28 protein-coding genes are annotated in these 26,483 nt (G+C 38.1%); 23 read left to right on the top strand and 5 right to left on the bottom strand.

The annotated features are described in order from the left end of the window. Positions 1 to 544 precede the first annotated feature (544 nt). The 8 genes from mltG (at position 545) to mtnN (ending at position 8,079) form a co-directional block, all read left to right on the top strand. Positions 545 to 1,672, top strand: coding sequence for an endolytic transglycosylase MltG (mltG, locus tag ACIQ7N_RS04680; RefSeq protein WP_402930520.1), 1,128 nt, complete (start codon positions 545 to 547; stop codon positions 1,670 to 1,672). A 546-nt stretch (positions 1,673 to 2,218) separates the two neighbouring features. After that, positions 2,219 to 2,851: an O-methyltransferase gene (locus ACIQ7N_RS04675; RefSeq protein WP_132356920.1), complete on the top strand. Its 633-nt coding sequence runs from the start codon at positions 2,219 to 2,221 to the stop codon at positions 2,849 to 2,851. Positions 2,852 to 2,856: 5 nt separating this feature from the next. Beyond that, entirely contained in the window at positions 2,857 to 3,789 is a 933-nt protein-coding gene (locus ACIQ7N_RS04670) for a peptidase U32 family protein (RefSeq protein ID WP_132356919.1), read from the top strand. Positions 3,790 to 3,803: 14 nt separating this feature from the next. Beyond that, on the top strand, positions 3,804 to 5,084 hold the full coding sequence (locus tag ACIQ7N_RS04665) for a peptidase U32 family protein (RefSeq protein ID WP_274067868.1): 1,281 nt from the start codon (positions 3,804 to 3,806) through the stop codon (positions 5,082 to 5,084). Further along, positions 5,084 to 5,722 (top strand): uridine kinase, encoded by a 639-nt coding sequence (gene udk / locus ACIQ7N_RS04660; RefSeq protein ID WP_402930517.1) that lies wholly within the window; start codon positions 5,084 to 5,086, stop codon positions 5,720 to 5,722. Before ACIQ7N_RS04665 ends, udk begins: the two co-directional genes overlap by 1 nt. A 187-nt stretch (positions 5,723 to 5,909) precedes the next feature. After that, entirely contained in the window at positions 5,910 to 6,398 is a 489-nt protein-coding gene (gene greA, locus ACIQ7N_RS04655; protein WP_049667741.1) for a transcription elongation factor GreA, read from the top strand. A 273-nt stretch (positions 6,399 to 6,671) separates the two neighbouring features. Next, on the top strand, positions 6,672 to 7,325 hold the full coding sequence (locus ACIQ7N_RS04650) for a YrrS family protein (protein ID WP_132356916.1): 654 nt from the start codon (positions 6,672 to 6,674) through the stop codon (positions 7,323 to 7,325). 61 nt (positions 7,326 to 7,386) lie between these two features. Then, positions 7,387 to 8,079, top strand: a complete 693-nt coding sequence (gene mtnN / locus ACIQ7N_RS04645) for a 5'-methylthioadenosine/S-adenosylhomocysteine nucleosidase (protein WP_402930516.1) — start codon at positions 7,387 to 7,389, stop codon at positions 8,077 to 8,079. Positions 8,080 to 8,577: 498 nt separating this feature from the next. On the opposite strand, the gene sigK is transcribed toward mtnN, so the two are convergent. Further along, entirely contained in the window at positions 8,578 to 9,285 is a 708-nt protein-coding gene (sigK, locus tag ACIQ7N_RS04640; RefSeq protein WP_053484741.1) for an RNA polymerase sporulation sigma factor SigK, read from the bottom strand. Between the two features lie 87 nt (positions 9,286 to 9,372). After that, positions 9,373 to 9,873: a CDP-diacylglycerol--serine O-phosphatidyltransferase gene (pssA, locus tag ACIQ7N_RS04635; RefSeq protein WP_142509087.1), complete on the bottom strand. Its 501-nt coding sequence runs from the start codon at positions 9,871 to 9,873 to the stop codon at positions 9,373 to 9,375. Between the two features lie 136 nt (positions 9,874 to 10,009). Here pssA and ACIQ7N_RS04630 point away from each other — a divergent pair, with 136 nt between their 5' ends. The 11 genes from ACIQ7N_RS04630 (at position 10,010) to ACIQ7N_RS04580 (ending at position 17,117) form a co-directional block, all read left to right on the top strand. Continuing rightward, entirely contained in the window at positions 10,010 to 10,792 is a 783-nt protein-coding gene (locus ACIQ7N_RS04630; RefSeq protein ID WP_132356914.1) for a phosphatidylserine decarboxylase, read from the top strand. A gap of 36 nt (positions 10,793 to 10,828) precedes the next feature. Continuing rightward, positions 10,829 to 11,350, top strand: coding sequence for a YqeG family HAD IIIA-type phosphatase (locus ACIQ7N_RS04625; RefSeq protein WP_049667747.1), 522 nt, complete (start codon positions 10,829 to 10,831; stop codon positions 11,348 to 11,350). Next, positions 11,347 to 12,450: a ribosome biogenesis GTPase YqeH gene (yqeH, locus tag ACIQ7N_RS04620; protein ID WP_402930514.1), complete on the top strand. Its 1,104-nt coding sequence runs from the start codon at positions 11,347 to 11,349 to the stop codon at positions 12,448 to 12,450. Before ACIQ7N_RS04625 ends, yqeH begins: the two co-directional genes overlap by 4 nt. 30 nt (positions 12,451 to 12,480) lie before the next feature. Further along, on the top strand, positions 12,481 to 13,311 hold the full coding sequence (aroE, locus tag ACIQ7N_RS04615; RefSeq protein ID WP_132356911.1) for a shikimate dehydrogenase: 831 nt from the start codon (positions 12,481 to 12,483) through the stop codon (positions 13,309 to 13,311). Positions 13,312 to 13,316: 5 nt separating this feature from the next. Further along, positions 13,317 to 13,619 (top strand): ribosome assembly RNA-binding protein YhbY, encoded by a 303-nt coding sequence (gene yhbY / locus ACIQ7N_RS04610; RefSeq protein ID WP_132356910.1) that lies wholly within the window; start codon positions 13,317 to 13,319, stop codon positions 13,617 to 13,619. Between the two features lie 9 nt (positions 13,620 to 13,628). After that, positions 13,629 to 14,219, top strand: a complete 591-nt coding sequence (locus tag ACIQ7N_RS04605; RefSeq protein WP_248716625.1) for a nicotinate-nucleotide adenylyltransferase — start codon at positions 13,629 to 13,631, stop codon at positions 14,217 to 14,219. After that, on the top strand, positions 14,188 to 14,760 hold the full coding sequence (gene yqeK, locus ACIQ7N_RS04600; RefSeq protein ID WP_248716624.1) for a bis(5'-nucleosyl)-tetraphosphatase (symmetrical) YqeK: 573 nt from the start codon (positions 14,188 to 14,190) through the stop codon (positions 14,758 to 14,760). The genes ACIQ7N_RS04605 and yqeK overlap by 32 nt, the downstream gene beginning before the upstream one ends. After that, a complete protein-coding gene (rsfS, locus tag ACIQ7N_RS04595) occupies positions 14,757 to 15,101 on the top strand; it encodes a ribosome silencing factor (protein ID WP_132356907.1) in 345 nt (114 codons plus the stop codon). The genes yqeK and rsfS overlap by 4 nt, the downstream gene beginning before the upstream one ends. Positions 15,102 to 15,103: 2 nt before the next feature. Then, complete coding sequence (locus ACIQ7N_RS04590) at positions 15,104 to 15,844, top strand: class I SAM-dependent DNA methyltransferase (RefSeq protein ID WP_402930513.1); 741 nt, start codon at positions 15,104 to 15,106, stop codon at positions 15,842 to 15,844. A 98-nt stretch (positions 15,845 to 15,942) separates the two neighbouring features. After that, on the top strand, positions 15,943 to 16,545 hold the full coding sequence (locus ACIQ7N_RS04585; RefSeq protein WP_402930512.1) for a DUF4085 family protein: 603 nt from the start codon (positions 15,943 to 15,945) through the stop codon (positions 16,543 to 16,545). A 155-nt stretch (positions 16,546 to 16,700) separates the two neighbouring features. Further along, positions 16,701 to 17,117: a hypothetical protein gene (locus ACIQ7N_RS04580; RefSeq protein WP_402930511.1), complete on the top strand. Its 417-nt coding sequence runs from the start codon at positions 16,701 to 16,703 to the stop codon at positions 17,115 to 17,117. 176 nt (positions 17,118 to 17,293) lie between these two features. Here the strand turns inward: ACIQ7N_RS04580 and ACIQ7N_RS04575 are convergent, their stop codons facing one another. Both ACIQ7N_RS04575 and ACIQ7N_RS04570 read right to left on the bottom strand, forming a co-directional pair. Further along, on the bottom strand, positions 17,294 to 19,879 hold the full coding sequence (locus ACIQ7N_RS04575; protein ID WP_402930510.1) for an AAA family ATPase: 2,586 nt from the start codon (positions 19,877 to 19,879) through the stop codon (positions 17,294 to 17,296). After that, complete coding sequence (locus ACIQ7N_RS04570; protein WP_402930509.1) at positions 19,876 to 21,171, bottom strand: methyltransferase domain-containing protein; 1,296 nt, start codon at positions 21,169 to 21,171, stop codon at positions 19,876 to 19,878. The genes ACIQ7N_RS04575 and ACIQ7N_RS04570 overlap by 4 nt, the downstream gene beginning before the upstream one ends. 296 nt (positions 21,172 to 21,467) lie before the next feature. On the opposite strand from ACIQ7N_RS04570, the gene ACIQ7N_RS04565 reads away from it, so the two are divergent. The 3 genes from ACIQ7N_RS04565 (at position 21,468) to ACIQ7N_RS04555 (ending at position 25,072) form a co-directional block, all read left to right on the top strand. Next, positions 21,468 to 22,115: a helix-hairpin-helix domain-containing protein gene (locus ACIQ7N_RS04565; protein WP_402930507.1), complete on the top strand. Its 648-nt coding sequence runs from the start codon at positions 21,468 to 21,470 to the stop codon at positions 22,113 to 22,115. 99 nt (positions 22,116 to 22,214) lie between these two features. After that, on the top strand, positions 22,215 to 22,784 hold the full coding sequence (locus ACIQ7N_RS04560) for a ComE operon protein 2 (protein WP_142508927.1): 570 nt from the start codon (positions 22,215 to 22,217) through the stop codon (positions 22,782 to 22,784). Between the two features lie 341 nt (positions 22,785 to 23,125). Next, complete coding sequence (locus ACIQ7N_RS04555; RefSeq protein WP_402930506.1) at positions 23,126 to 25,072, top strand: DNA internalization-related competence protein ComEC/Rec2; 1,947 nt, start codon at positions 23,126 to 23,128, stop codon at positions 25,070 to 25,072. Between the two features lie 33 nt (positions 25,073 to 25,105). Here ACIQ7N_RS04555 and ACIQ7N_RS04550 read toward each other — a convergent pair whose 3' ends face one another. Beyond that, positions 25,106 to 25,243, bottom strand: a complete 138-nt coding sequence (locus tag ACIQ7N_RS04550) for a YqzM family protein (protein WP_142508925.1) — start codon at positions 25,241 to 25,243, stop codon at positions 25,106 to 25,108. Between the two features lie 165 nt (positions 25,244 to 25,408). On the opposite strand from ACIQ7N_RS04550, the gene holA reads away from it, so the two are divergent. Next, entirely contained in the window at positions 25,409 to 26,419 is a 1,011-nt protein-coding gene (holA, locus tag ACIQ7N_RS04545) for a DNA polymerase III subunit delta (RefSeq protein WP_402930504.1), read from the top strand. Positions 26,420 to 26,483 lie beyond the last annotated feature (64 nt).

Raw genomic sequence — 26,483 nt, 5'->3', positions numbered from 1 at the left:
TGACGTAGCTAAAAACATAAAACTGAATTTATGTATTTTCGAACTAATTTATTTATTTTAACAGATAAAATGGAATTTTTCTGCTTTTGTATTATCCTCAATTACGGGTAAAGATAAAACTTGCTTTAAATTAAAACAAGTAAGTTAATTTGAAAAGGAGGAAATAGAATGAGGACAAATACGACTGAGTGACTGACATCGTGTCGGCCTAAGTACAAAGCCGATTGTAGACAATATTATGGCGAGGCAAAACTTTGATAGAGTAAGTTTTCCAACCGTTGAGGTGAAGAGAATATTATTGAATCTGCTAATGATATAGTGAGCAGATTTTTGTTTTTCTCCTGGGCTTTCTGTTCCTAATATGTGTCAAGCATCCATCTAGATTTCTCTAGTAATTTAGTTTGTTGACTGTAAATCAATGTTGATTTATTACATTCTTTTGTCGGAATCTCTTTTTATGTGATCTATTTTTACTGATTTTCTATTTCTGTTTGTCGTGAAAGTTGATTTCTAGTATGATAATGGAGTGATAGGGGGGAAACCCGTGAATAACGGTTCGAAAAAACAAGAAATGCTTGCGAAAATGCAAGAAAGAAAATCCGAGGTAAAAATTGTGAGAAAAATCGTTGCTATTGTAGCAATTGCTTTTGTTTTAATATCTGGGATTGTCGGTTTACTTGGTTATAGTTATGTGAAGAGTGCCTTAAAACCAGTAGATCCAGATGCAACTAAAACAATAGCAGTTGAAGTACCGATAGGCTCAACTTTAAGCTCTATTTCAACTCTATTAGAGGAAAAAGGGGTAATTAAAGATGCTCGTGTTTTTAAATATTATGCTAAATTTAAAAATGAATCCCAGTTCCAAGCAGGAAACTATGATTTAACACAAGCGATGACATTGGATGAGCTAATCGAAAGTTTAAAAACAGGGAAGGTTTATCGTACACCAGTCTTTACAATGACAATTCCTGAAGGTTTAACACTTGAACAAATTGGTAATATAGTGGAAAAGAAAACGCCTTACACTCAAAAAGAATTTATGGATTTAGTAACAAGCGATGCGTTTGTACAACAAATGAAGGCTAAATACCCTGAGCTTGTGACAGATGCGGTTTTAGCTGATAAAATCCGATATGATTTAGAAGGTTATTTATTCCCTGCAACTTATTCTTATTTTGAAGAAAAACCATCATTAGAATCCATTGTAGACGAAATGATAGGAGCAATGGACAAGGTTGTGAAAAATTACAACGATGCTCTAACTGAAAAGAAAATGTCAGTACATCAATTATTAACATTTGCTTCATTATTGGAAAGAGAAGCTACTGCCCAGACAGATCGAGAAACGATTGCGAGCGTATTCTATAACCGTATCGAACAAGGGATGCCATTACAAACAGATCCAACTGTTTTATATGCACTTGGTTCCCATAAAGATCGTGTCCTTTATAAAGATTTAGAAGTAGATAATGCCTATAATACTTACAAAAATAAAGGCTTACCACCAGGTCCGATTGCGGGAGCAGGAAAAACTTCGATTGAAGCAGTGCTTAATCCAAGTAAAACGGACTATCTATACTTCTTAGCGGATAAAAAAGGTGTCAACCACTTCTCGAAAACGTATGATGAACATTTACTGAAAGTAGATAAATATATAAAAAAAGCTGAGTAAGTACTTAAAATAGAAAAAATAAATAGCAATAATGTGGATAGAAGGAAAGAAAAATAGCTTTCCTTCTATTTTCGTGCTATTATAAATTGTGATTTTTAATCAATCCGCATGGAAAAAATTCAATCAGTCCGTTAATGCGGAATAATATACGTGGTGGCAATTGTTTCTGAGCTTATAAAAACAATTGCTCATTTTTGTATGACGAAGTACCAAGACATCACGTTTGGTCTTTTTCTTTTTGTTGCTAAATGATGAAGTACAGACAACGAGTATTGCTCGTTGCGCCTCCGGCGAATGTCACGGAATCGGAGTGGAGTTCTTAAAGGATATTAGCCTAAAATTATCGCATCGATGCGAGAACGGCTAACTGAACTGTATCGGTAAAAATGTCACGTCCTGTAGCATTACCGAAATGTCCGACATCGTGTCGGCCCTCATGCAGGCCTAAGCACAAAGCTGATTCCGGAAGCATTGTTTATCTGCGCAAAAGCGTAGCGACAGCGGCAATTATGCCGAGGCATAATTGATATGAGGGTGAACTAAAAAATGGAATTATCAGATGCATATATACAATCATTTATTCAACCACGTAATGAATTGCTTTTAGAGATGGAAGCATTTGCGGAGGAGAATCATGTGCCGATTATGCAACTTTCAGGCATTGATGCACTAAATCAATTGCTACGTATTCAAAATCCGTCGAAAATTTTAGAGATTGGTACAGCAATTGGTTATTCTGCAATAAGGATGGCAGAGGCTATACCAAATGTGCAAATCGTTACAATCGAACGTGATGCAGAGCGTGTTGCAAGAGCAAAGGCTTATATTGAACGTTCTACAGTATCAGATCGTATTACAGTCATTGAAGGTGACGCCTTAGAAGTGAATGATGAAGCAATTCAAACGACCTTCGATGCTGTTTTTATCGATGCTGCAAAGGGACAATATCAACGCTTTTTTGAAAAGTATGCACCTCTTGTAAAATCTGGCGGAGTTCTGTATATCGATAATATGTATATGCATGGCCTATCAGATTTGGATTTAAAAGATGTACCGCGTCGTAAGCGTACAATGATTCGCAATTTAAAAAACTTCACCGAATGGATTATGCAGCACCCTGATTATACAAGTGCGTTTTTACCAGTTGGTGATGGTTTATTATTATGTTTGAAGAGGTGACTATTATGAAAAAACCTGAATTGCTTGTTACACCGCAATCGGTGGACCATGTTAAAGCACTTTTACAGGCTGGAGCAGATGCTTTTGTCATTGGTGAACAACAATTTGGTCTGCGCCTAGCAGGAGAATTTTCTGTGAGTGAAGTGGAAGAAGCTACAAAGCTAATTCATGCCGCGGGTAAAAAGGTTTATGTTGCGGTAAATGCGCTATTCCATAATGAAAAATTGGATGCGCTTGCCGAATATTTAAAAGAAATGCAACGTATTGGTGTTGACCGTTTAATTTATGGTGATCCAGCAGTATTAATCATCCGTCGTGAGCAAGGTGTAACAATACCGCTACACTGGAATCCGGAAACGACTGCAACGAACTGGTTTACTGCAAATTATTGGGGAAAACGCGGAGCAACTCGCGCAGTGCTTTCACGTGAACTTTCTTTAGATGAAGTGCTAGAAATTAAAGAAAATACAGAAGTTGAGATTGAGGTTCAAGTACATGGAATGACATGTATGTTCCAATCAAAACGTCCATTACTAGGCCATTATTTCTTATATCAGGATAAAGTAATGGAAATTGAAAATCGTAAGGAAAATCGCAATATGTTCCTTCATGATGATGAACGAAATAATAAATATCCAATTTATGAGGATGCTAACGGTACGCATATTTTTAGCCCAAACGATATGTGCATTATCGATGAGCTTGGCGAATTATTTGAAGGTAACATTGATGCATTGAAAATTGAGGGTGTTCTTCAAACGCCAGAATATGTGATCACAGTAACAGAAGCTTATCGAAAAGCAATTGACACATATTTTGACGAATCAGCAGATGCGTATGAAGATATTAAAGATGATTTATTAGCTAAAATTGAAGATATTCAGCCTGCCATCAGACCTCTTGATACTGGCTTTATCTTCAAGGAAACAGTTTACTAGGAGGTGGCAAGAACATGGCATTAGCATTAGAACAAAATGACAAAATCCGTGAAATTGTAGACGGTAAACGTGTCATCACAAAAAAACCAGAGCTACTTGCCCCTGCAGGTAGTTTAGAAAAATTAAAAGTAGCAGTTCATTATGGAGCGGATGCTGTATTTATTGGTGGACGAGAGTTCGGTCTACGTTCAAACGCAGATAACTTCTCAATTGAAGAAATGCGCGAAGGTGTTGAATTCGCCAATAAATATGGTGCCAAAATATATGTTACGACAAATATTTTCGCCCACAATGAAAATATGGACGGCTTAGAGCAATATTTACAAGATATTGAATCTGCGGGTGTTACAGGCATTATTGTAGCGGATCCACTAATCATTGAAACATGCCGTACAGCTGCACCAAAGCTTGAAATTCACCTTTCTACACAGCAATCTTTATCGAACTGGAAGGCAGTGCAGTATTGGAAAGAAGAAGGCTTACATCGTGTAGTATTAGCACGTGAAGTAGGCGGCGAAGAAATGAAGCTAATGAAGGAAAAAGTCGATATTGAAATTGAGGCATTCGTTCATGGAGCAATGTGTATCGCCTATTCTGGTCGCTGTGTATTGTCAAATCACATGACTGCTCGTGACTCTAACCGTGGTGGTTGCTGTCAATCTTGCCGCTGGGACTATGATTTATATGAGCTAGAAGATGGCGAAGAAAAGGCACTTTTCGATGATAATCACGCACCTTTTGCAATGAGTCCGAAAGACTTAAAGCTGATTGAAGCAATTCCACATATGATTGAACTTGGTATTGATTCATTAAAAGTGGAAGGTCGTATGAAATCAATTCATTATGTTGCTACAGTTATTTCAGTGTACCGTAAAGTGATTGATGCTTATTGTGCTGACCCTGAAAACTTTAAAATTAAACGTGAATGGCTAGAAGAACTAGACAAATGTGCTAACCGTGATACCGCTGAAGCATTCTTCCATGATGCTCCTGGGCACGAGGAGCAAATGTTTGGTGTACACGGCCGTAAAACGACTTATGAGTTTGCTGGTTTAATTTTAGAGCATGACCCTGAAACAAAAATTGTGACAATGCAACAACGGAACTATTTTAAACCTGGTGATGAGGTAGAATTCTTTGGACCAGAAATTGATAATTTCCGTTTTACAATGGGTGAAATTTGGGATGAGGATGGCAATAGCTTAGATGCTGCACGTCACCCATTACAAATTGTTAAATTTAAATGCGATACCCCATTAAAACCACATAACATGATGCGAAAGGAGAATAATTAATGGTAGCAAAGCGTCCAGTCGTCATCGGAATTGCTGGTGGTTCATGTTCGGGAAAAACGAGTGTGACACGTGCTATTTATGATGTTTTCCGCGATCATTCAGTTGTAGTAATTGAACAAGATTTTTATTATAAAGACCAAAGTCATTTAACGTTTGAGGAGCGTTTAGGTACAAATTATGACCATCCGTTAGCATTTGATAACGATTTGTTAATTGAACACATAAAAAAATTATTGGTCCGCCAATCAATTGAAAAGCCGGTATATGATTATGTGCAGCATACAAGAGCAAGAGAAGTTATTCATGTAGAGCCTGTAGATGTTATTATACTAGAAGGTATTTTAGTGTTAGAAGATGCAGATTTACGTGATTTAATGGACATTAAATTATTTGTAGATACGGACTCAGATTTACGTATTATTCGTCGTATAATGCGTGATATAAAAGAGCGTGGACGTACTACAGATTCTGTAATCGACCAATATTTATCGGCAGTGCGTCCAATGCATAATCTGTTTATTGAACCGACGAAACGTTATGCCGATATTATTATTCCAGAAGGCGGGGATAATGAGGTTGCGATTGATTTAATGGTAACTAAGATTAAAACTATCCTTGAAACCGACAACGTATTGTAATAAGATAGAGTGGTATTGACAATATTTACATGCATATCTGTACATATTTCAGAAAGGCATGCATACTATTAGGTCAAAGAGTAATTTGAAACCGTTTAAAAATAATAAAATTCGATTAAGTGCATCCACTAAGCCACTTAATCGAGTTTTATGTTTTTATATTGACGAAAACAAGGAGTGAGGAACTTTGGCAAATGAAAAACAGTACCCAATGACAGCTGAAGGTAAAAGAAAATTAGAAGAAGAATTAGTGAAATTAGAAACGGAAACACGTAAGGAAATCGTAGAACGTATTAAAATTGCTCGCGATTTCGGGGATCTTTCTGAAAATGCTGAGTATGATTCTGCAAAAGAAGAACAAGCCTTTTTAGAAGGTCGAATTTCTACATTAAAATCTATGATTCGTAACGCAGTTATTATTTCTGAGGACGAAACAGACAACAGTGTAGTATCACTAGGGAAAACGGTTACATTTGTAGAAGTTATTAATGGGAAACCATCAACAGATGAGGAATCATATACAATTGTTGGTTCGGCTGAGGCAGATCCAATGGAATTCCGTATTTCAAATGAATCACCAATTGCTAAAGGCTTACTAGGCCGTGCTGAGGGCGAAGAAGTTGTCGTACAAACACCTGGTGGTGAAATGAAAGTTAAAATTATTTCAATAAAATAATTTTGGTACAAGCAGTTAGCTTATCTTTAAGGAGAGCTAGCTGCTTTTATCTTCTGCATTGTCTGTGTGAAAGCGAGAGCAATAACAACAATATACGCCAAAGGGAAATTGATCCTGATTTAAACATCTATGTAAGTATTTAAATCAAGGGAAAAAACTATGGGGAAATAAGGCGAGATAGGTATATTTTTCTCTCTGAAAAAAATATGAGCACAATTATTTTGCAAGTACTGTTGAACTTGATAGAATATTGGCTAGAGAGGGGGAGACTTCATGAGTGAACGAAAAACTCGAAGCAGTCGTCATTTGCAGCCATCTCGTAATAAAAAGCTAGATAAACTATTGAATGTTTTAATTGGTATTGTCGTGATATTAATTATTATAACAGCAACATTTGTGTTTAAATGGCAGGATGATGCAGGAAAAGCTGAAAAAGACGAGCCAATACAGGAGCAGAAGAACGATAAAAAAGATGTGAAGGAAGAGCCTTCTAAAGAGCAAAAAAATGATGAATCAGCTCAGGAGGAAAAACTAGCAAAGGAAGAGCCAACAGACGAATCTCAACCATCTAAACAGGACTCTACTACTGAAACTACTTCAGACAATCCAATTGTTGACAAGGTCATAACAAATAAAGATTGGGAACCTACACCTACAACACAAACAGGTCAGCATGTGTCTTCTTACGATGAGAAATCTGTAGACTGGGCTGAAAAGGTAGCAACGGTTGTGGCCGTTACAGGCATCGAAAAGGACAATATGATTATTTGGCGTATGGGGAACAATGGTAGCGCTAATTCGGCTATTGCAACAGTTTCAACGAATGATAAGACAAAAATGTATCGTGTTAGCATGGAATGGGTTGACAACGAAGGCTGGACACCAGTAAAACTTGAACAACTAAATACATTAAACGGCGCCTATTGACGAAAATAATTCATTTTATTATTTTTAATAGAGTTGAATATAGAAGGGAAGTAACAGAGAAATGAAAATTGCAGTAATTGGCGCAATGGAAGAGGAAGTTGAGCTTTTACGAGCATCGTTAGAGCAAGCAACAAGCACAACAATCGCAGGCAGTGAGTATACAACAGGAACTTATAAAGGGAAAGAGGTAGTGTTATTAAAAAGTGGTATTGGTAAAGTGAATGCCGCAATGTCAACTACTATTCTATTACATGAATTCAAGCCTGACGTAGTCATTAATACGGGCTCTGCCGGAGGCTATGATGAAACTCTTGAAGTTGGCGCAGTCGTTATTTCAGATGAAGTTCGTCATCATGATGTAGATGTCACGATTTTCGGTTATGAAATGGGGCAGATGGCAGGTATGCCAGCAGCTTATAAATCGGATGAAAAACTTATGAAAGTTGCTGAAGAGGCTGTAAAGGCTGTTGGAGAGCACCAATATGGTATTGGTTTAATTTGCTCAGGTGATGCCTTTATGAATGATCCTGTTCGTGTAGAAGCTGTCCGTCGTCATTTCCCGCAAATGAAGGCAGTAGAGATGGAAGCAGCGGCAGTTGCACAAGTATGTTATCAATTTGGTACTCCATTTGTTGTTATTCGTGCTTTATCAGATATTGCTGGAAAAGAATCGAATCTTAGCTTCGATGAGTTTTTACCAGTAGCTGCAAAGCATTCAACACAAATCGTACTAAAAGCTATCGAATCATTATAAGTCTAATAATTTAGTGAAATAAACTACACAAAATAGTCAAAATGAGTGGCTTTTAGTGTGAGAAAAATCACAGTTTAAAGGTCTCGCTAATGCTAAACTGTTGTTAAATAAATCTCTTCATATTTAGATGGGAGGCATTCATAATGCTATTTTTAACAGCAGGTGTAGTCATTATAACGATGTTACTCGGTACACTTATTTCAGTAGAACTTTCAGAAGCTACAGAATTTCATTAAAGAGAAAGCTCTCTCGCGACATTTAATGACGCAAGAGAGCTTTTTTTATTTATGCAACTTCTAAGGGTGGGCAAATTACTGAAAAGTTTGTTGACCCAAGTGGCTCATCAGATGCCCTAGGAAAGCGCTCAGTCGTAACGGAAATCAACTCTACGTTATGGTGATAAGCCTAAGGGGTACTTTTGTAACAAAAAATACAAGATTAATTGCACAATAAAGTAATGAGGTTGTTGAATTTTTATAAGTATCAATTTACAATATATTACTCAATTATCTTTTGATCTCGTTTATATAATTGATAGAGTTTAATAAGTGCTCGTTTTTCAATGCGAGATACATAACTACGAGAAATATTTAAACGTGCAGCGATTTCTTTTTGCGTAAGTGCATCTTGCTGGTTTAGACCATAGCGGAGTGTAACAATTTCGAGTTCACGTTCGTCAAGCATATGCAAATAATGATATAGTTGTGCAACATGCTCTTTATGTTCAAGTTTTTCTGTTGCACTTTCTTCATCGCATTGTAAAAGATCTCGTATTTGTAGTGCATTACCATCTTTATCTGTACCGATTGGCTCAAATAAGCTAACATCTTTTTGCACTTTTTTCTGTGTACGCAGATGCATTAAAATTTCATTTTCGATACAACGGGCGGCATAAGTGGCAAGACGGGTTTTTTTGTCAGGAGTATAACTTTCAACGGCTTTCATCAGACCAATAGTACCGATGGAAATATAATCATCAAGTTGTTCATGTTTTGGGTGGAATTTTTTCACAACGTGTGCGACGAGTCTCATATTGCGTTCAATTAGATCAAGACGCGCTTGCTCATCACCGCCTAAAAATCGTTCAATACAAGCAGCTTCCTCTTCTTTTGAAAAGGGTTTATGGAATGTTTGCCCCTTTAAATAGCCAAGTAACGCTGGGATCTCAAGCCATAACTGCAACATAGATGTAAAAATTCCGCTCATTGAATGATTTCATCCTTTCCCCATTTTTCGACAGTATATGTTATAAAACTGTGTTAAATGAAAAAAAGTGCAACAGCAAATGCGCTGTTACACTTTTTTTAACGAGATTGTACTAATCATTAGTAATGCTAGTATTGGGAATAGGAAAAGATAAAATGCCGGGTGGAACGTATTAGATGCAAAATACGTTAAAGTTAAGATCGTACCTGCCGCTGTAATTGGTAACCCTGTAAAATAGCCGTTTGCTTCAGTAATATTGAAGCGAGCTAATCTCATCGCACCGCAGATGATGTATAGTACTGTCATCGTCATGCCGACGAAACCAAAGTCGACTAAGACAACTTTATACATTAATAATGCAGGCGCCACACCAAATGATATAATATCACTCATAGAATCTAATTGTTTACCTAGATCAGACACTTGTCCGAGTGCTCTAGCTACCTTTCCATCATAACGATCAAGAAGGGCTGCGATAAAGATAAACAAGACACTGTAGCTATAGTATTCGTGTAGTGTAGCCATTATGGCCGCGCCGCCGAAGGACATATTACTGATTGTGATAAAGTTTGCTGCTTGCGATTTCATTTTCTTAACCGTGGTATCCACCAACTTGTGATAAAAAAACAAGGGGGATCACTCCTTTGCACTTAAGATATTGTACCATTATACTTCGAATGCGAAAAAATTGACAGTCTAAATTAATCGATAGGGGTTTTGTTTTATGAAAGAAAAACTATATCAACGCTTGATTGAATTAACAAATGGCAAGCAATCCTCCCATCTTTTGCAATCTATTGCAAAAGCAAAGTGGAGTAAACGAATTATTCCTAGTTACATGAAAGTATACGACATTAATCTTGAAGAGGTTTCAAAACAACAACAACAATTTTCGAGTTTACATGATTTTTTTACAAGAGAGCTTTTAAAAGATGCACGTCCAATTGAACAAAATCCCACTACTTATGTAAGTCCAGTGGATGCCAAAGTGGAATCCTTTGGACGTATCGAATGGGATATGACATTTCATGTAAAGGGTAAGCCTTATGCTTTACATGATTTACTCGGCAATGCAGAACGTGCCTCACAATATGCTGATGGACATTTTATCGTGTTTTACTTGAGTCCTGCAGATTATCACCGTATTCATAGCCCGATTGATGGGGAAGTGCTAAGACAATATACACTTGGCCAAAAATCTTATCCTGTTAACCAGCTCGGTCTTACATACGGTAAAAAACCTATTTCACACAATTATCGTTCAGTAACAGAGCTTAAAGTCGCGAATGATCAGCAAATAGCATTTATTAAAGTTGGTGCTACCTTTGTAAACTCTATCATGCTCACTAATACAACAACACAGTGGCATAAGGGTGAAGAAGTCGGATATTTTTCATTCGGCTCAACAGTCGTTATGCTGTTTGAAAAGGATGCTATAGAATTTACGGAAAATGTTGTACAAGGAAGCCCAATTCGAATGGGTGAAGCTTTCGCAAATATGCTATAATGGTCGAATAATACGTTTAGATTAGGGGTCGCTATTTTGTATAATTTTTTATTACCAGATGAATTTGTCACGAGTATTTATGAAATTACGCCGGAAAAGCTTCAAGACTTAGGTATTAAAGGGATTATTACGGATTTAGATAATACGCTTGTGGAATGGGACCGTGCAGATGCAACGGAAGAGCTTATTATTTGGCTGCGCATAATGAAAGAATCAGGCATTCGTGTAATAATTGCGTCGAATAACAAAGAGGCGCGTGTTAAACAATTTGCTGAGCCATTAGGTATTCCTTATATTCATAAGGCGAGAAAGCCACTTCGTAATGCCTTTTATAGTGCAATTGTTCAATTAGGGCTACGACCACAGGAGGTAGTAATGGTAGGAGACCAGCTACTAACAGATGTAATGGGCGCAAATCGCTTAGGTTTGCATACGGTACTAGTAAAACCAGTTGCACAATCAGATGGGCTCGTAACAAAATTCAACCGATTTATTGAGCGTCGTGTGTTCAATAATTTAAAACGAAAAGGAATCAGTACTTGGGAGGAAAAAGAATGAACGAAATGCCAAATTGTATTGGCTGTGGTACAACAATTCAAACAGAAGATAAAACAGCAGTTGGGTATGCACCCCCATCATCATTGGAAAAAGACGTGGTCATTTGCCAACGTTGCTTCCGTTTGAAAAATTATAATGAAATTCAACCAGTGTCATTAACAGATGACGACTTTTTACGCATTTTAAACGGTCTTGGAACACAGCAAGGCTTAATCGTAAAAATTGTTGATATATTTGACTTCAATGGGAGCTGGCTACCAGGACTTCACCGCTTCGTAGGTAAAAATCCTGTGTTATTAATCGCGAACAAAGCCGATTTATTACCGAAATCTGTGAAACCGAAAAAAGTGATTAATTGGCTAAAACGTGAAGCAAAGGCTCTCGGTCTACAACCTGTAGATGTACTTCTAGTGAGTGCCCATAAAGGTAAAGGGATGGCCGAAGCAATGGAAGCCATTGATGAGTATCGTAATGGACAAAATGTGTACGTTGTAGGTTGTACAAATGTTGGGAAATCCACGTTCATTAATCGCATTATCAAGCAGGCTACTGGTGAAGGTGAGATTATTACAACTTCTCATTTCCCAGGTACCACTTTAGATATGATTGAAATTCCATTAGATGATGGTAGTGCATTATATGACACACCGGGAATTATTAATCACCATCAGATGGCACACCATATTGATGCAAGCGAATTAAAATATATTATGCCTAAAAAAGAAATAAAGCCAAAAGTGTATCAACAAAATGCTGGACAAGCATTATTTATTGGCGCCCTTGCTCGTTTTGACTTTATTCAAGGAGAACGTTCGGCATTTACGGTACACGTGGCAAATGACTTGCCAATACACCGAACAAAGCTTGAGAAGGCAGATACATTGTATGCAGAGCATAAGGGTGAATTGCTAGCACCTCCAACTGCTGAATTTATCGAACAGCTACCGCCATTAGTGCGTCATGAGTTCTCTATTAAAGAAGCGAAAACAGATGTTGTCTTCTCTGGTCTTGGATGGATTACTGTGCAGCATGCCAATGTAGTTGTTGCGGCTTATGCCCCAAAGGGTGTACAAGTTTCAATTCGCCCATCACTAATTTAGGATGTATAAGTAGAGAAGAGGGATTAGGAAATGAAGAAATGGTTTGCAGTTATGGGTGATCCGATTGAGCATTCAAAATCCCCAGCGATGCATAATGCTTGGTTCGGGGAAATGTCGATAGATGCAACTTATATTCCAGTGCATGTGTCTTCTGAAAATTTGGAGTCGGCGGTTGCTGGCCTGAAAGCATTAGGTGCTAGTGGCTGGAATATTACAATCCCACATAAAACAGCGATCATTCCTTATTTAGATGAGCTAGATGAGTTGGCAAAAAAAATGGGAGCTGTCAATACGGTTGTCCGAACAAAAGAAGGAACATTAAAGGGCTATAATACAGACGGTGTTGGTTTTGTACGTTCGCTAGAAGAAGCGGTTGGTAAGTCACATAAAGACAAGCCAGTTCTTCTAATTGGTGCGGGCGGTGCTGCTCGTGGTATTGCTTTTGCCATGCAACAGCAGGGTTATACGAATTTAACCATTGCAAACCGTACAGTGGCAAATGCCCAAGCAATTGTCGATGAAATGGGTGTAGGTCATGCCATTTCTTTAGCGGAGGCTGAGGAATTATTAGCTGATTTCAGCATTTTAGTGCAAATGACATCGGCTGGACTTGCTACGGGTAATTTTTCAATGCCATTTTCATTAGAACGACTTGCAAAAGGCGCAATTGTGGCCGATATTGTGTATAATCCATTAATGACGCCTTTTTTAAAAGCGGCTGCGGAAAAAGGAGCAACCGTCGTTACGGGTCTTGGAATGTTCGTTCACCAAGGGGCTATTGCTTTTGAGCATTGGCTTGGTGAATACCCAAATACAAATTCAATGATTGCGCAATTAAAGGCGCAATTAGGAGGAAACTAATTTTTATGTTAACAGGTAAACAGAAACGTTTTTTACGTGCAGAAGCACATCATTTAACACCGATTTTCCAAGTAGGAAAAGGCGGCGTTAATGACGAAATGACAAAGCAAATCCGTGAAGCATTAGAAGTACGAGAGTTGATCAAAGTACGTATTTTAGATAACTGTGAAGACGATAAACATGAAGTTGCAGAAGCACTTGCTAAAGGTGCTCATGCAGAGCTTGTGCAATTAATTGGACTAACAGTTGTTTTATATAAAGAGTCACGCAATCATAAAAAGATTGCATTACCAAAAGCAACGAAATAAGGTGAGACGATGAAAAAGGTCGGTTTACTGGGAGGTACATTTAATCCACCACATAATGGACATTTAATGATGGCTAATGAAGTACTGCATGCATTAGATCTTGATGAAGTTCGCTTTATGCCTAATGCGTTGCCACCACATAAGTTCGCACGTCATGATGCTAGCGATAAGGAACGCCTTGAAATGGTAAAGCGTGCAATAAGTCCATACCCGTATTTTTCTGTCGAGTCGTATGAGGTGGAGAAGGGTGGCGTATCCTATTCATATAAGACACTTTCTGCAATGTGCATAAGAGAGCCTAATGTGAAGTTTTACTTTATCATTGGAGGCGACATGATTGATTCGCTTCATACATGGTACTGTATTGATGAATTAGTGAAGCTTGTGCAATTTGTAGGAGTAAAGCGTCCAGGAACAGTGGCCACTACAGAGTATCCTATAGTAATGGTGGAAGCTCCCCAAATCGATTTATCGTCCACACTGATTCGTGAACGACTTGCCACTGGAGGAACGGTTACTTTTTTACTGCCTGAAGCGGTAGAGACGTTCATACGAGAGGAAGGTCTATATGGAACGCGAACAGTACTTAGCGGCGATTAAGCCACGCATGCCTGAGAAGCGCTATATTCATACCATTGGTGTAATGGAAACAGCGATCGAGCTAGCAATATTATATGGCGAGGATGAAAAAAAAGCTGAAATCGCTGCCATCCTTCATGATATTGCGAAATATGCAGATATCGAATGGATGGAGAAAATCGTCCGTGATGAAAAATTAGATGCTCGCCTTATTGGCTGGGGTAGTGAATTACTGCATGGTCCAGTAGGTGCATATATTGCAGAAAGCGAATTTGGCATTACGGATGAGGATATGTTAAATGCTATTCGTTTTCATACTACAGGACGCGTAGGCATGAGCCGTCTAGAAAAAATTATTTTTGTTGCAGATATGATAGAACCTAATCGTAAATTTGATGGGGTTGATCGTCTGCGAAAAAAGGCAAAGAAAAATTTGGATAAAGCGATGAGTGCTTGTGTGCGCCATACATTGGCATTTTTAATTGACACAAAGCAACCAATTTATCCATTATCAATAGAATGTTACAACGATATGATGAAAAGAGAGGACAGTGAAGGATGACTTCAACTTTATTACAAGCAGCTTACAAAGCAATTGACGACAAACATGGTGAGGATATTGTCGTTTTAAATATGCAAGGCATTTCACTTTTAGCAGATTATTTTATTATTGCTCATGGTAATTCTGATCGCCAAGTGCAAGCAATCGCACGTGAATTACAAGAGATAGCAGAAAAAGAGGGCTATGAAATTCGCCGTGTAGAAGGCTTTGATGCAGCGCGCTGGGTTCTTGTAGATCTTGGAGATGTAGTAGCGCATGTATTCCATAAAGATGAACGCGCTTATTATAACTTAGAGCGTCTATGGGGCGATGCACCGCAACTAGACATGCCAGAGGCGTAAGTGTGAGTAGTTACGAACGATTTGCACACGTGTATGATGAACTGCAAACCGATATCCCATACAATCTTTATGTGGATTGGGTTTTGCAGCATGCACCGAGCAGTCAATTCCCAAATCTTTTAGATATCGGCTGTGGTACAGGTGTGCTTGGCCTGCTGTTTGCGCAGGCAGGCTACAAGGTGAGTGGAATTGACTTGTCTGAAAATATGCTCTCAATTGCCGCAGAGCGCTTTGCTGATGCAGGATTACATGTTCCTCTCTATTGTCTGTCGATGGATGAATTAGAGGGCTTTGAGGCGCTTGACGTTGTAACGATAGCTATTGATTCGTTGAATTATGTACTGGAAGAAAAAGCAGTTTATTCAACATTAGAACGTATTTATGGTGCTTTACGAGATGGAGGCCAGCTGTTTTTTGACGTACATTCATTATTTAAAATGAATGATATATTTTTAGACGGGCCGTTTACGTATGACGATGGTGATATTAGCTATGTATGGCATACGGAACCAGGCGATTTCGAATATTCCGTTGTCCACCAAATGACGTTTTATGTGCGTGATGGTGAGAGTAATCTGTATGAACGCTTCGACGAGGAGCATAGCCAACGCACATTCTCAATTGAGCAATATATGGCGTGGCTTCAGGAAATTGGCTTTAACCATGTAGAAGTAACAGCAGATTTTACAGATGAAAGCCCTGAATATGAAAGTGAACGCATTTTTATCCGTGCGGTAAAATAGTAAAAAAGCTCGCTGGTAAACTAACCAGTGAGCTTTTTTTACTTTTCATTCGAAAGAGTATTTCTGTTATCTATAACCTAATTAAAGGAGCTGAAATTATGTGGCATTTAACATTACAGGAGAAAAAAGCGTATGAAAATGCGATGAGACTATTTATTGACGAATCTGATGAAGATTGGATACAGAGCCTTGCTGATGCAAAGGAAAATGATATTGATTTATATAAGGAAAAAAAGCAGGAGTTAGATGTATTACGGGATAGTTTAATGAACGATTTACCACTGAGGTTTCAACCATATGTTTTAGATGGTACGTTGAATACACTAGAAGTTCCTAAACATGTACGGAAAGAATTTTTACGATGGAGAAATGAACAGGAGCAGCTATTTGAAAATATTCTCGATGCGGCATATGAGGAAAAGCAGAAAACGTTAGCTTATATGAAATCAAAGGCAAGAGAGGTCTTTGAGCAAAGTCTTCATGATGCAAAAGTAGTTAGTATTCGCTGTACGGCTACTCAAGTTGTACTAACACTTGATATGGCAGGAGGCTTTACTGCAAAATCAATCATTTATTTAACGTTTAACAATATTAAAAGTGAGTTAGGTCAAGTAGTTCCAGAGCAGTTTTATATTTACGATGAGCTCAGAAAAACAGCTAATGGTTTTGCACTTCGCGTTATTTTGATTGCCCAGAGGTAGAGTGGACGATTGAAGCAGAGGAGCTAGACGCTGAATTTTATTATCGTCCAAAAACATATAGTGACTTTGCTGAAAGTGGTAATTTTGCTGCATATGTTCAAACATTACAGCTAGAGAACGGCTTAATCTTTATTACGCCGCAATGTAAAAAGCAAGTGGTTGGGCTTCAGCACCATGCACCGTTTTTAATTTTTGAAGATAGTCATCTAAATGAAAATGAACATGGCGTTTTTGTAGATTCAATACGTGTGGCAGACAAGTTAGAAGATTGTATTCATTTTTTACATACAGATACATATGAAGATCCGTATGCCCACTTTAGTGAGCCAATACCAATACAGGACTTGGAAGAAGCGGCTCTTGGTACAGATTTAGAGTTAAAGGTTCGCGCTTGGAATACGATGTACGCCAATCCAGTACAGCTCGCTAAGGAGATTAATCATATATTAGTACAGATGAGTCCATCTCAAGAGGATGATATGATGCAATATGTATTTATCCGCCATTTTTACAATGAGGGAATCCTAACGACTGAGCTACAAGCGAAATTTAATGATATCTTAGCAGAATAACGCTTGTAGAAAGTAATGATGAAAAGTGCCACACTGTCCAATAGGCAGTGAGGCACTTTTATGACCATAAAAATAAAAGTGACGGATAGAACGTCAGAAAAAGAGTTCTTCACCAAAATGTTTCCAGAAAGCAACACATTGTGTTCACCTCCACATTAAGATGAGTGGCGATCTTACTAAAGTCTAGGGTCGACAGGATCACTTTCGAGTGCTAATGTCCCGAGTACACATTCATGAATACGAGCAGTCGATTCCCCTTTAACAAAACGTTCTATTCCTTCTAGTCCGAGCGCGAATTCACGCAATGCATGCTTCATTTTCTTACTTGGATTACGTTCCTTCAGTTTCATTAAATGTGAAGGCTCTAAATAGTCCATACCATAAATAATTCGTAAATACTCACGACCACGTACTTTAATTGCGGGCTGAATGAGCTTACCATTATATTTTGTGACAAATATTTCAGGTTTAATAACAATACCTTCATGACCAGCAGCAGTCATTTCCTCCCACCAAGTAATGATCTCTTGTTCAGAAGCGTCATCCGTAATGACTTTAAACTCTGTTTCAATAAATAATGTTGAATTTTTGGCAAATAGTCGATTCATTTCCATATGCCATATATGCGGTTTATGGAAAAACGTTTCCGAACTATGTGCTAATACATGGAAGGGCGCAATTTGAATAGCTGAAGCATCTTGGACATCCCAGCAATAATTTTGGTAAACAGTTGAAAATCGTTGTGCATTTTCAAGTAACCCCTTATACTCCTGAAGCCATTCTGAAACATCGATTTGTACTGTGTCACGTAGTTTCTCCATAAGCTTTGTGCGGTCCATTAGAGCTTGCTCAGCTACATGTGCATACTGTTGATCGATTAGTTGTTGCGCTTTTAAGTTCCAAGGTAAAATTTCTGCATCGAGTAGTACGAAATTTGTATTAAAATGTTCGAAATAATTTTTCTCTATTAATTCTGTATGAAGTTGTTGCAAAATTTTTTGTTCCGTCTCTTTATCGAAAAACCGTCTTCCTGCTCTAGTTGTAATGATACCAAGTGTTTCTGTATCAACGTATTCCTTTGCAATAAGCGCATCTTTAAACAGTAAAAGAACAGCGCGACTACCCATATGTTTTTTCTCGGCAATCATTGTCTGGACACCGTGCTTTTTATAATAGGCAAATGCCTCAGAAGGGTGTTCCAACGTATCTGCTAACGAAGATGTTTGTGGTGTTGGGCTCATCGTAGGTGGAATATAAACTAGCTGTTCTAACGGCAGTGCATAATGAGAAACACTGTCGATTGCTGCCTTTGCATGAGCACCGCCTATTTGTACATTGTTAAAGTAGGCAGTTTCCACTGTGAATCCTTCTAAAAATGCCCCGATGTTTGGTGGTGCAAAACGTTGCGCTTTTGCCTCAAGTAGAGGATTTCGTTCGATACCGGCATAGTTTTTATACGCCTTCACAAACTCAATTGTCTTTTCAGGGTAGCGAAAAGCAGTTAGCTGACCCCCAAAAACAACACCTTGATCAATATTCAACGTATTATTTTGCTTTAACGGATTAATTTTAGGATCATGCCCCCAAATAATAAGCTGTGATGTTTGATGCTCTATAAACCAATCATTACGAATAGGTTTCCCAGATTTATCTTGCCCCTGAACATCACCGTAACGACAGAAATCAGAAATCCTTGTCGATTGTTTGCCTATATAACGGTCACGGATACCTGCGTGTGTAACAACAGCTGAAGAAATGCCATTATTCACTAGCAAATAGTGAGAGGGAGCAGCAAGTAAACATTTTGCGAGACGAGCTTTTAAGGCATTTGTTTTCTCCGTTCCGTAATCTTCTTCATAAGCATTAAATTCAGCTTCAACTAGTTCATCCCCATGATGTAATGTTACTTTGCGTCCATCTAACCAACGAGCTATTTTCCAGCCATGATTACTGTCAGTCATATAGGCAAGCCCACGCTCTATATGGCGATCAAAAAAGTCCATCGTTGCAATTGATTTTGGTCCTCGGCTCATAATATCTCCAACTGAAACAAAGCGTCGACCTTGTGGATGAATATAGTAACCTTCCTCATTTTCTTCGTAGCCTAGCTTACCAAGTAATTCGATAAATTCATTAAAGCAGGCATGAATATCACCAATAATATCAAGCCCAGCTTCTACATTTAACAGTAGCGGTGACTTTTGTCTTGATAATGTTAGTCCATCCGTGTCTGTCACAATATAGGTTTTTGTAAACGACTCTTTTTTAATAAATCGTTTTTCTGATTTTAATAAACGTGCCTGCTGTTTAATACGTTTACTACCTCTTGGGTCTTTGCGCAAAGTATCTCGATGTAACAATTCATCAAGAGGAATGTCCAATACAATTGCACTAACCGGAACATGTAGTTTTTTTCCAAGTGAAATATATTTTTGACGTTCCTCTGATTGTAAATGTGTAGCATCAACAAAGGTACATTTATTTAATGAGCTTCTAGCCTCTAATACGCGTTCCATAACTGCAAAGGCTTGTGCTGAAATAGCGAAATATTCATCATACAATAAATCCGCTTCTTCCTTCGAATGATGTTGAAAATCGATATAATCTGTATCTGAAACAAGTGTCCGATAAGCATCAGAGCTAATAATTTCAGAAGGAGAAAGCATACCTGTATTAACCCAATGTTGTAAAAGAGTAGATTTTCCACTATTGGATGGACCAATTAGCAGAACAATCCCTGCATGTGGAATCTTGATGTTCATACATTCTCCTCCTTTTTCGTATAAATGCACATTTGGGTTGGTTGTCCGTAACTATCATGTTGATCGCCGATGCCAGTAAATGAAAGCTCATATTGTTCGTTGCGATTCATCGCATGACACCACTCTTGAAATTGTTGGCGTGTCCATTCAAATCGGTGATCATCATGACGCATTTCATCCAATTTGTAAACAGCATTGTATTCGGCATTTGGTGTTGTCACAATTAATGTTTGAGGACTATATTGAGTTAAAATCAACTCCATTATTTTAGGTAATCGTTCTTCATTAATATGTTCAATGACTTCACATAAAACAATGACGTCTTTATGTTCTAATCGAGCATCGTAATAAAATAGCGAGCCCCATGTAGGTTTTGGGGTTACAAATGCATCCTCTAAGCCTTCAAAACGCTTGATTGCTTTTTTCATTGCAGCTTCACTTGGTTCAACCGCAAGCAACTCGTCAATTCCTTTAACGTAGGCAAGTAAACTTGAAAGCTTTCCTTCACCAGAACCAAAATCAACAATTGATGATTTTCGAGGTAGATTATTAATGGTTTCAACAATTTTTTCGTAGCGTAATGTATTGAGTGACCGCGTTACATTTTGTGGTGCTGTGTTTCCATTATATAAATGGGAGAAGCGTAGAGCTTTTTTAAAAATAAATTCTTTCATTGGATGTGTATCTAACCAGCCTTCTCCGTATCGTTTAAGCTTATCAACTTCCAACTCATCGATAAAGTAGTGCTTATAATCATCTAAAACGGGGATCAGTACAAAGAGATGCTGTAGAGCTTGTTGTAGCGTAATGTCCGCAGATAATGTAAGAAAACGTGCGCGATGGTCGTTACTCAAAGCTTCAATGTCTACAGTGTATCCAAGAGGCTGAAACAATTCATGTATAGCTTCATTTGTCATAGCTGAAGCGATTGGACCGAATTCAAATGAAAATGAAAATGCTTGAGCTACAAATTCAATATATTGTTCTTTTGGTTTACCATTTAACGCAGTACCTAAAGCAGAACGGATAAGGGATAAAAAAATACTACTAGCGGCGAATTCACGGTCATTAATATAATGTGTAATATCAAGTGCATTGTCATTTTGAACAAGTGCGAGTGCATTTGGTGTAACAAATATTGTCACAACAAGACTTGTTTCAGAAAGCTCGTGATAAACAAGTCGAACTAAATGATCCTTTACGCGCCGTTCATATAAATTATTCGGATTTTTTGATAGTAAGTAGGAGATAGCTTTTACATTTTCTCCCTTTGCCTGTATAGTTAGCTGCATATTATTCCTCCATTCAGTACGCAAAGGCATAATGTGTCTTTTTTATTGTGGTTCATCACCAAAAGTGGTAGATGACATTTTTTTAATTGTGCTGTAAATTAGTCGTTTTGGTGGTGACCTTTATGATTCCAATAATAACATGATTTCACAACATTATGTCAGTGTCATAATAAGCAAAGGGCAGGTGCCTTCGTTTTTGTCTTAATAGATAAATTATCTTTTCAACGCAAGAAGGATATTGTAAGATGAAATAGACTCCATATGATTACCTTTTGCAAAGGAAAGGATGTTATTAGATGATCCAATCTTTTTGGCAAAAGTACAAGAAAAGTATGTTGCTCCCCGGCATACTAGTAATCAGTGGACTTTGTTACTTCGTTTTTTCGAGATCTGACTCTTCACCTCCCCAAGAAGAGCTCATCGAAACAATCCAACCTATTGAACAACCAAATATGAAAGACTCTGTTGATGAAGCGGTCATACAGCAGGTATTTGTTGATATAAAGGGTGCTATTATGTATCCAGGTGTCTATGAGCTACAGACTAACCAGCGAATTATAGATGCAGTACAGCTTGCAGGAGGCTATACTGAGAATGCTGATACGCTACTCATTAATCATGCACAAAAAGTTGAGGATGAGATGGTTATTTACATTCCTTTAAAGGGTGAAAAGCCTAACGATATTACCTCTAATATGTTGACGATGCCTACTAGTGGAGCATCACAAGGTGACAACGGTGTAAAAGATCAAAAAGTTAATTTAAATAAAGCAGATGAAGCTGCACTTTCGACATTATCAGGTATTGGTCCATCTAAGGCGAAAAGCATTATTTCGTATCGTGAGGAGCATGGTGGTTTTACAACAATTGAGGACTTAAAAAAAGTGAGTGGTATTGGCGAAAAAACGTTTGAGAGACTGAAGGATTTTATTACCGTTAAGTAATGACAGGTTTTGAGATATTGACGTTTCTTTTCAAAAAGGGCTACACTATAGTATAAAAAGAGCAAAACGAACAGCTTTTAAATTTATGGAGGTAGTCATATGGAGCGAATTACTTGGGATCAATTTTTCATGGCGCAAAGCCATTTACTTGCATTACGTAGTACATGTACAAGGCTTGCAGTAGGAGCAACTGTCGTTAGAGATAAACGAATTATAGCAGGTGGTTATAACGGTTCAATTACAGGTGATGAACATTGTATTGAAAAAGGCTGCTATGTTGTGGAAAACCATTGTGTGCGTACAGTGCATGCCGAGATGAATGCACTGCTACAATGTGCTAAATATGGTACGCCTACAAAAGGTGCAGACTTATATGTTACGCATTTCCCGTGTCTACCATGTACGAAATCTATTATTCAAGCAGGTATTGAACGAGTGTATTACGCTACTGATTATAAAAATAACCCTTATGCACAAGAACTATTTGAAAAAGCAGGTGTAGAGGTTGTACACGTTCCGTTTGATGAACGTAAAATTGACTTTTTAAGCGACGAAAAATTAGCCTTGTACATAGACATGCTAAACGAGCTTCGTGAGAGTGGTATGCCTGCAGAAAAATTGCTCCCATATGAACAGAAGGTGAGTGCATTATTTGGCAAAAAGCTTTAAAGCATAAATGGATTTACGTAGCACTAGCTGTACTTGTTGCTTCAATAGCGGCACACAAGTCAGCTTGGCTACTCACTATTCTTCTGCTTTTTGCGTTATGGCTTAAATGGAAAGGTGAAAGGCATTTAATTTCAGCGCTTGTTATAGCCTTTGGATTTCTTTCTTATTTCTTCATCGTAACATTTCAACTGACGGAATCTTCCCCTCTACCGTCAATATTCTCCATAACTTGGTCGAGTGAATATAAAATAAATGGTCAAAAGCTTAGAGGCTTTGTTAAAACTGAAACAGGTGAGAAGCTGTATGTCGTCTATACATTTTCATCAGAAGAAGAGAAAAGCTTGTTTGAGATTATTTCATTGACAGGCAGGACCTATCTAGTTCAAGGAGAACTTGTAGCACCACTTCCACCTGCGCACGCGTATGCGTTTTCTATGGAAAACTATTTAATTAGTAAAGGTGCCAGAGGAATATTGGAAGTGTCAAGATGGACCTTTATTGAAGAGAAAAAATCTATACGTTCGTTTCTTGCTAAACAGAGACACTTTATGAAAAAGCATATTGAAACAACATTCCCTGATTCACTAGTTGCAGAGGGACAAGCACTTCTAATAGGATTACAGGATCAAGTGGATCATGAGCTTCAAAGAGCCTACCAAAAGCTTGGTATCACTCATATATTTGCTATCTCTGGTTTGCATGTGGCACTTGTCTCATGGTTGTTTTTTGAAGGCCTTCTACGAATAGGCGTACGGAAGGAAATGGCGACCTTAGTTTTACTCATCATCTTACCTATCTATGGGGTGATTGCGGGTGGTGCTCCTTCCGTATGGCGCGCAGTATCTGTTGTAGAATTAATCATGCTGATGCGTTACGCTAGGTGGCAAATATCGATTGACGATGCCCTAGCAATTAGCTTTCTCTGTTTTGTCCTACTTGAACCCGGTGTCATTTTTCAGATTGGCTTTCAATTGTCCTATTTAGCAACGGTAAGTCTAGTCTATTCAGGTGTCATTTTAAGGCGATCCACGAACTGGTTGATTCGTTCATTTTTTATAACATTTGTGTGCCAGCTACTTGTTTATCCATTATTACTCCATCATTTTTATGAAATTTCTATTTCTTCATTTTTAGCAAATATTATTTTTGTACCATTGTTTTCTTTTGTTATTTTGCCCTTAAATATTGCCATGTTTATAATAACGATTATATCGATGCCAGTAGCAAAAGCTTTGTTTGCTGGATACGAGCCGCTCCGTGTTTGGCTTACAAAGTTTATTTTATCTCTTCAGGAATTGCCGTTTCAGCTATGGTCGCCTGGGAAGCCTACTATATGGCTTATTTGCATAGCGTTTATCAGCGTTTTAGTGGGATTCTATTTTTTAGAGATAAAACATTATCGTAAATTTGTAATTGTCATTTTTATTCCTGCATTGTGTATTCATTTATTACCGATGTTGTTTAACGAAACGAAGCTGACATTTTTAAATGTTGGTCAAGGTGATTGTACAGTTATAGAATTACCGTTTAGAAGGGCTGTGTATGTTATTGATTCAGGCGGTTTACTACGCTTTGAGCAGGAAGTATGGAAGACTTCAGAAAGCCCATATGAGGTTGGAAGACAAGTTGTTGTACCGTTTTTGAAAGGAAAAGGGATACGAGACATTGATATTTTTATCGCCACTCATGCAGATGCCGATCACGTAGAAGGAGCTGAAGAGATTTTGCAAGAGATTACTATGCATGAAATTCATCTCACACCTGGTTCGATGGATAAGCCTGTCATGCGGGATTTACTGATGGAAGCCAAAAAGCAAAAAGTTCCTGTGAAAGAACAAATGCAGGGAGCTGCGTGGCGCATAGGAAAAACTAGTTTTTATTATTTATGGCCGCGTGACACCTTGTATGAGGGGAATAATGATTCAATTGTATTATATATGCAGCAGGGGTCATTTCGAGCGTTGTTAACGGGTGACTTAGAGGAACATGGTGAACAGGAGCTTATTCATCTTTATAACAAGCAATTAGCGAATATGACAGTGTTGAAGGCTGGACACCATGGCAGTAAAACATCGAGTATTGAGCCTTTTGTAGAGCTGCTACGACCTGAATTAACCATTTTCAGCGCGGGGCTCAATAACCGCTATCGTCATCCACATGCTGAGATAGTGGAGCGTTTTACAAGTCGAAATTTAGCTACTTTAACAACTGGAATAGATGGGACGATTGAAGTAAGAATTCGTGGCAATAGTTGGTCTGTGCAAAAGGGAAAAGACCTTGTCCAATGAGCAAGGTCTTTTTCCTAAGTACATGACATTCAATTATTTAGAGGCTACTTCTACTACTATCGCGATGAGAAACATAAGTGCGAACATTCCGAAAGATACACCGAAGCCAACTCCTGAATCAGTTGCATCGTTACGGCGACATTGTATGTTTTTTCCTTCAAATGGATTCATTGTTATCCCTCCAATTCTGTTATTTATTATAAGACATCGTTTTCATAAAAGCTATATCGAAACGGAGAATTTACCATGTGGCAAAGAATCGACACAATTCGGTCAAAGTCACAAAGGAATTTCAAATCATGTATACTAGTAGTATTGCTAGATGGAGGGAAAATTATGATTTCAACGATTTGGAATAATATCAAAAAAGGAGAGCTCTCACCAGTGTATTTACTCGTTGGTGAGGAAGGCTATTTTATAGATGAAACAGTTAAACGATTGAAAGAAGCGATAGGACCCGAAGAAGAGATAGAGATGTCAACATTTGATTTGGAAGAAACGCCAGTGGATGCCGTTATGGATGAAGCTGATACAATTCCTTTTTTCTCTGAGCGAAAGCTGATCATTGCTAAAAACGCATCCTTTTTAAAGGCAACTGAAAAAGGAAAAGAAAAAATTGACCATGATATGAAGCGCTTAGAAACATGGCTTGCTAATCCTTCTGATTTTTCCGTAACAGTTTTTATCGCACCTTATGAAAAATTGGATGAACGTAAAAAAGTGACAAAGATGATGAAGGAGCATGCGTTATTAGTCCAAGCCGAAACGCCAAAAGAGCAGGACTTAGCTGTGTGGATACAGAGTAGAGTTAAAGCAGAGGGCAACAGCATTACACAAAATGCGATTGAGCAGCTTGTCGCAATGGTTGGATCGAATATGCTACAGTTGCAAATGGAAATTGACAAGCTAACCCTTTATATCGGAGATGGCGGTGAGATAACTGCTACGCTAGTCGAGGATTTAGTGGCAAAAACGTTAGAGCAGGATGCCTTTAAAATGTTAAATGCTTATTTTGCAAACGATTCAGTAGGGGCATTGTCTATTTACCATGATTTATTACGTCAAAAGCAAGAGCCTATTATGCTTGTTGGTTTGCTAGCATCAAATGTACGTACGATGTCCAATGTGTTTTATTTATTAAAAAAGGGCTATCACCCACAGCAAATCGCAAAAAATTTAAAAATACATCCTTATCGGGTTAAGTTGATGGTTGAGCAGCGTAATCGTCCATCAGAGGAAAGCTTATTGAAGGCGTTATATCAGTTAGCAGAGGTCGATTTACAACTGAAATCAACAGGAGGCAATCGTGAGCGTTATTTAGAACTCTTTTTACTACGTCAGCTTTAAGAATTGTGTAGTAAAATACATCTATTGATGAGCTGTCCGGAGCACTAGGGGCAGCTTTTTCCTT

It is taken from the genome of Lysinibacillus sp. NPDC095746, assembly GCF_044763535.1.
Lineage (GTDB): Bacteria > Bacillota > Bacilli > Bacillales_A > Planococcaceae > Lysinibacillus.
Note: the sequence above shows the minus strand (reverse complement) of the source record. Positions and strands in the feature narration are given on the sequence as shown.